The 6,171-nt window shown below is 60.0% G+C and carries 8 protein-coding genes; 5 read left to right on the top strand and 3 right to left on the bottom strand.

The genetic code is table 11. The annotated features are described in order from the left end of the window. Positions 1–56: 56 nt before the first annotated feature. The 5 genes from epd to fba all read left to right on the top strand — a co-directional run bounded on the left by epd (position 57) and on the right by fba (position 4,288). Positions 57–1,112 carry an erythrose-4-phosphate dehydrogenase gene (epd, locus tag ACE04F_RS20490; protein ID WP_030137857.1) on the top strand — a complete coding sequence of 352 codons (1,056 nt, stop codon included), beginning with the start codon at positions 57–59 and terminating at the stop codon, positions 1,110–1,112. Between the two features lie 24 nt (positions 1,113–1,136). Further along, positions 1,137–2,300, top strand: a complete 1,164-nt coding sequence (locus ACE04F_RS20485; protein WP_198796856.1) for a phosphoglycerate kinase — start codon at positions 1,137–1,139, stop codon at positions 2,298–2,300. A gap of 31 nt (positions 2,301–2,331) precedes the next feature. Then, a complete protein-coding gene (locus ACE04F_RS20480; protein WP_486109510.1) occupies positions 2,332–2,556 on the top strand; it encodes a hypothetical protein in 225 nt (74 codons plus the stop codon). 56 nt (positions 2,557–2,612) lie between these two features. Beyond that, positions 2,613–2,948 carry an MliC family protein gene (locus ACE04F_RS20475; RefSeq protein WP_486109509.1) on the top strand — a complete coding sequence of 112 codons (336 nt, stop codon included), beginning with the start codon at positions 2,613–2,615 and terminating at the stop codon, positions 2,946–2,948. Between the two features lie 275 nt (positions 2,949–3,223). Next, on the top strand, positions 3,224–4,288 hold the full coding sequence (gene fba, locus ACE04F_RS20470) for a class II fructose-bisphosphate aldolase (protein WP_003177554.1): 1,065 nt from the start codon (positions 3,224–3,226) through the stop codon (positions 4,286–4,288). A gap of 423 nt (positions 4,289–4,711) precedes the next feature. Here the strand turns inward: fba and ACE04F_RS20465 are convergent, their stop codons facing one another. The 3 genes from ACE04F_RS20465 to ACE04F_RS20455 form a co-directional block, all read right to left on the bottom strand. After that, complete coding sequence (locus ACE04F_RS20465) at positions 4,712–5,026, bottom strand: type II toxin-antitoxin system RelE/ParE family toxin (RefSeq protein ID WP_486109507.1); 315 nt, start codon at positions 5,024–5,026, stop codon at positions 4,712–4,714. Continuing rightward, positions 5,026–5,304, bottom strand: coding sequence for a ribbon-helix-helix domain-containing protein (locus ACE04F_RS20460; protein WP_434627468.1), 279 nt, complete (start codon positions 5,302–5,304; stop codon positions 5,026–5,028). Before ACE04F_RS20460 ends, ACE04F_RS20465 begins: the two co-directional genes overlap by 1 nt. A gap of 267 nt (positions 5,305–5,571) precedes the next feature. Then, the gene (locus ACE04F_RS20455; protein WP_486109504.1) at positions 5,572–5,856 is read right to left on the bottom strand and encodes a fructose-bisphosphate aldolase; all 285 of its coding nucleotides are present in this window, start codon (positions 5,854–5,856) and stop codon (positions 5,572–5,574) included. Positions 5,857–6,171: the final 315 nt, after the last annotated feature.

The raw sequence follows: 6,171 nt of genomic DNA, 5'->3' as shown, positions 1-6,171 counted from the left end.
AAAGCGCTGGTTCAGGCAATGCAGTCTTAACAGGCTCACCCGATCAGAGAACCCCCATGCCCCAACCGCGTCCCTACAAAGTTGCACTCAACGGCTACGGCCGCATTGGTCGTTGCGTCTTGCGTGCGTTGTTCGAGCGAGGGGCGAAGGCCGGGTTCGAGATTGTGGCCATCAACGATCTGGCCGACATGGCCAGCATCGAATATCTGACGCGCTTTGACTCCACCCACGGCCGGTTTCCCGGCGAAGTGCGGGTCGAGGGCGATTGTCTGCACATTAATGGCGACTGCGTGAAGGTCCTGCGCAGCGCCACGCCCGAAGGCATCGATTGGGCGTCCCTGGGCGTCGATCTGGTGCTTGAATGCTCCGGCGCCTATAACACCCGCGACGATGGCCAGCGGTTCATCGCCGCCGGCGCGCCACGGGTGCTGTTCTCCCAGCCAATGGCCAGCGAGGCCGACGTCGACGCCACCATCGTCTACGGTGTGAACCAGGACTGCCTGACCGGCGAAGAGCTGCTGGTGTCCAACGCGTCCTGCACCACCAACTGCGGCGTGCCGCTGTTGCGCCTGCTGGACCAGGCTATCGGCCTGGAGTACGTGTCGATCACCACCATCCACTCGGCGATGAATGACCAGCCGGTGATTGACGCCTATCACCACGAGGATTTGCGCCGCACCCGTTCGGCCTTCCAGTCGGTGATTCCGGTGTCCACTGGTCTGGCGCGCGGCATTGAACGGCTGTTGCCGGAACTTGCCGGACGAATTCAGGCCAAAGCCGTGCGGGTGCCGACGGTCAACGTGTCCTGCCTCGACATCACGATGCAGACCGTGAGCGATACCGACGCCACCGAGGTCAACCGGATCCTGCGCGAAGCCGCCACCAGCGGCCCGCTCAAAGGCCTCCTGGCCTACACCGAGTTGCCTCACGCCAGCTGTGATTTCAACCATGACCCACATTCGGCCATCGTCGATGCCAGCCAGACCCGCGTTTCCGGGCCCAGGCTTGTGAACATCCTGGCCTGGTTCGACAACGAATGGGGTTTTGCCAATCGTATGCTGGACGTTGCCGAGCATTACCTGCAAACCGCTTCCAATAAACCTGCTCTCTAAACAGTTACCCAGGAATTGCGACCCATGACCGTGTTGAAGATGTCCGACCTCGATCTGCAAGGTAAGCGCGTACTGATTCGCGAAGACCTCAACGTCCCCGTCAAGGACGGTGTTGTCACCAGCGACGCGCGCATCCTGGCCTCGCTGCCGACCATCAAGCTGGCCTTGGAAAAAGGCGCGGCGGTAATGGTCTGCTCGCACCTGGGCCGTCCGACCGAAGGCGAATTCTCGGCCGAGAACAGCCTCAAGCCAGTGGCGGATTACCTGAGCAAGGCCCTGGGCCGCGATGTGCCGTTGGTCGCCGATTACCTGGGCGGCGTCGACGTCAAGGCTGGCGATGTCGTGCTGTTCGAAAACGTGCGCTTCAACAAGGGCGAGAAAAAGAACGCCGATGAGTTGGCTCAGCAATACGCCGCCCTGTGCGACGTGTTCGTGATGGACGCCTTCGGCACCGCGCACCGCGCCGAGGGCTCGACCCACGGCGTGGCCAAGTTCGCCAAAGTCGCCGCCGCGGGTCCTTTGCTGGCGGCCGAGCTGGACGCGCTGGGCAAGGCCCTGGGCTCGCCGGCCCAGCCGATGGCCGCCATCGTTGCCGGCTCCAAGGTTTCGACCAAGCTGGACGTGCTCAACAGCCTGAGCCAGGTCTGCAACCAGTTGATCGTCGGTGGCGGCATCGCCAACACCTTCCTCGCTGCCGCCGGTCACCCGGTAGGCAAATCCCTGTACGAGCCGGATCTGCTGGACACGGCCCGTGAAATCGCCGCCAAGGTCAGCGTGCCGTTGCCGGTGGACGTGGTGGTTGCCAAAGAATTCGCCGAAAGTGCCACCGCCACCGTCAAGCTGATCGACGACGTGGCCGAGGACGACATGATCCTCGACATCGGTCCGCAAACCGCGGCCAACTTCGCCGAACTGCTGAAATCCTCCCAGACCATCCTGTGGAACGGTCCGGTTGGTGTGTTCGAGTTCGACCAGTTCGGCAACGGCACCAAGGTGCTGGCCCAGGCGATCGCCGAAAGCGCTGCGTTTTCCATCGCCGGCGGTGGCGACACTCTGGCCGCCATCGATAAATATGGCGTAGCCGAGCAGATCTCCTACATTTCTACCGGTGGTGGCGCGTTCCTCGAATTCGTCGAGGGCAAAGTGCTGCCTGCCGTGGAAGTCCTGGAAAGCCGGGCCAAGGCCTGAGGCCTCGTTGACCAGGCAAAGGAGTGTTCCGATGGTCAAGACGTTCATGGCGCTGATGGCCGCGACGCTGTTGGTGGCTTGCTCGAGCAGCCCTCAAGCCACCGCGCCGGATACGCCGGCGCCAGTGCCTGAGCAAGGCTGTTATCAGGCTGACTGGCAGGCCGAGACCAACCCGGTACTGAACAAGCGTTCCGGGCCGGACGGCCTGGATAAATACGAGACGCAGGCGCCGGTCAAGGAACATGGTTGCCCTTGACGGGTCAGACTCTTAACTCATGGCGAGCGGCACGGGCCGCCCGTCGAGGAACACGGATGAAAGGCTTTATCGCCGTCGTGGCGTTGGCATTGTTGGCCGGTTGCTCGCAACTGGGTTTTTTGCAGTCGTCCGAGCCTGCTGCAGGGGGCTGGACGAGTTGGACGTGTGACAGCGAGGCCAAGGTGCTCTGGCGTTATGCCGATGCAGCGCGCAAGGAAGTCGATGTCCGGCTGGGCGGCGCTGACAAGGTTTATCGCCTCAAGCTCGAACCCGGCGCGGAAGGTTCGCTGTATAGCGATGACATGCTGGCGTTCCACATCAAGGGTGAGGAAGGCCTGGCGTATTGGGTCGCCACCAATGATCTGATTGGGCGGGGCTGCAAGGCCGATTGACAGGATTCATCTGATTTACACAGATCTGAACAGGGAAGCAGATCCAATGTGGGAGCGAGCTTGCTCGCGATAGCGGTCCATCAGGCAACAGAGATGTTGAATGTGCCACCCTCATCGCGAGCAAGCTCGCTCCCACAGGGATCGCGTCAGTGTTTGGGTTTAGCGATACGGAACACGCAGGTTCGGGCCAGCCCCGACCCGCAATGACTTGAATAGCCGCCGCCGCTCCGGCAGGCTGGCACGATTAACGACCCTCGACCGGGAGAGACACACTAATGGCACTTATCAGCATGCGTCAGATGCTGGACCACGCAGCCGAGTTCGGCTACGGCGTCCCAGCCTTTAACGTCAACAATCTTGAGCAGATGCGCGCCATCATGGAAGCCGCTGACAAGACTGACTCCCCGGTGATCGTTCAGGCTTCGGCCGGCGCTCGCAAATACGCCGGCGCGCCGTTCCTGCGTCACCTGATCCTGGCGGCAATCGAAGAATTCCCGCACATCCCGGTGTGCATGCACCAGGACCACGGCACCAGCCCTGACGTCTGCCAGCGCTCCATCCAACTGGGCTTCAGCTCGGTAATGATGGACGGCTCCCTGGGCGAAGACGGCAAGACCCCGACCGACTACGAATACAACGTCCGTGTCACCCAGCAAACCGTCGCCATGGCCCACGCCTGCGGCGTCTCGGTGGAAGGTGAGCTGGGTTGCCTGGGCTCGCTGGAAACCGGCATGGCCGGTGAAGAAGACGGCATCGGCGCCGAAGGCGTGCTGGATCACAGCCAGATGCTGACCGACCCGGAAGAAGCCGCCGACTTCGTCAAGAAAACCCAGGTCGACGCCCTGGCGATCGCCATCGGCACCAGCCACGGCGCGTACAAGTTCACCAAGCCGCCTACCGGCGACGTGTTGGCGATCGACCGCATCAAGGAAATCCACAAGCGCATCCCCAACACCCACCTGGTGATGCACGGTTCTTCCTCGGTACCGCAGGAGTGGCTGGCGATCATCAACCAGTACGGTGGCGACATCAAGGAAACCTACGGCGTGCCGGTCGAGGAAATCGTCGAAGGCATCAAGTATGGCGTACGCAAGGTCAACATCGACACCGACCTGCGCCTGGCTTCCACCGGTGCCATGCGTCGTCTGATGGCGACCAATCCTAGCGAGTTCGATCCGCGTAAGTTCTTCGGTGCGACGGTGACGGCGATGCGTGATGTGTGTATTGCGCGTTATGAGGCGTTTGGTACGGCGGGTAATGCGTCGAAGATCAAGCCGATCTCTTTGGAAGCCATGTACCAGCGGTATTTGAAGGGTGAGTTGAACGCTAAGGTTAATTGATGGTTTAGCGTTGTTGAAAAACCCGCAGTGATGCGGGTTTTTTTATGCTTGGGGTGTCGTGGTTTTGTGTGTATATCCGTTTTTTGGTGATGGCTGCTTATGGTTCCGCTCTTACAGCGGGTCACTTTCGAAAAGCGCGAAAGTAACCAAAGCGCTTTTGCCCCACCACTCGGTGCCTCGCCTCGCCTCGGCTCGGCATGCCCTCACTCCGGCATTGCTCCGTGGGCCACTCCACAATACCTGCGTTCGGCCATCGTGGTTAACGGGGCGCCCGAGATCAACGTCCACCGCGAGGCGGCCTGGTAGCCGACCTGGTTCTGGATGAGGTTCGCGTTGCCCCTGTGGGAGCGAGCCTGCTCGCGAAGGCGAGGTGTCAGTCGATGAGGATATTGGATAAGCAGGCTTCCTGGTGAGCTGCTTGCGTCAATCTTCCTGCTCGGTCTGCAAAGCGACCTTGAAGTCCTGTCCGCCGTAAAACACGCCCAGGATGAAAACCTGTTCGGGTTCAACGACAAAGGCGATCACAGTCCGTTTGCGGTAGTTTGTTATACGCAACCCCGGCCGTATATCGTCCCTCTGGTCCCCTCGGTGCGGGAATGTCCGTAGGTCTTCACAGTAGGTCGCAATAGCGTCGGTATACCTATGGGCAATTTTCGGCGAAGCCGCTGCGGCAATGTAGCGATAGAGCGCAGCTAATTGCTCAAGGGCTTCCGGTGCAAACTTGACGGTATAGACCATCAGGATTCAGCAGTGAGGTTCTGGTGCTCCGCCGCCAATCGGGAGCGCACATCATCAGCGCTTAGTGCACGCGACGGATCAGCTTTCAAGGCATCGTAAGCAGGAGCTACCTGGCCTATAAGCCAGTTTTCCAAAGCACGATCACGAGCCAGTAGCGCGCGCAGGCCATCGCGAATGACTTCACTTTCTGTCGCGTACTCGCCAGCGGCCACCTTGGCTTTCACTAGGTCGGCCATTTGGTTGGGCAGGGTGATGCTGAATTGTTGAGTGCTACGCATGACGGACCCCTTGAGACGATAGGATTTAATCCTACTCTGCTCAGAAGAATATGCACATGACCTCCTGTCATCATCTAGGGCTTGGCAAGCGGACAGTGGATGAGCATGTGCGTTGAGGATATTTGAATGGCTGGCCTCAGTAGCCGTTACAAAAAAACGGATATACACACCGATCCTGATGGCGCCGAGTCAGCCAACATTTCCGCTACAGACCCAACGCCATCGCGAGCAAGCTCGCTCCCACAGGGGATCTCCTGCAGGCAGGTTTCAGTGCTCTTCCAGGCCGCGCTGTTCGATGACACCGAACACATCGGCCACATCCTGAACCAGAATCCGGGCGACATTAGTGAGGGTATTGAGATCGCCGGCAGCCGAATCGCGCAGGGTGGTGCAGGCCATGAGTGTCAGGTAATCAAGCGTGGCATGCAGGCGTTCGCTGGCGCAGGCGTGAAGCTCGGTCAGTGGCGCGGTGCTGTCGATGAACAGGATGGGTTGGGTGGTGGCGATCGGGGTGAGCGGGGTAAAGCGGGTAGGCGTCTGATGCGTGGTCATAAGGTTTGGCTCTATTAAGTTAGGAAAATTAATTGCCACCTTTTTGCTGCGAAACAAATGGGTGGCAGTTGCGCGCGGGTTCGCAGACCAAGGAAGAGACCAAACCCGGCAGACCCGAAGGTCTCCCACGCGCAACCGCCATAAAACGAACGCAGGCGAGTGTGCCTGAATTTACATTTGACGGTGCAAAGTCTCTGTATTGATCAGTGGGCTGCGAAACCCTCGCCTGCTGACCAAAGCCAGCAGACCAACCAAACTATAGAGTAGATTTTCCAGGCCCAAAATCGACCTGTAGGACGCACCGCGCGCCCGTGG

It is taken from the genome of Pseudomonas sp. AGC41, assembly GCF_057334555.1.
The sequence above is the reverse complement of the archived record's forward strand: the minus strand, read 5'-3'. Positions and strand labels throughout refer to the sequence as shown.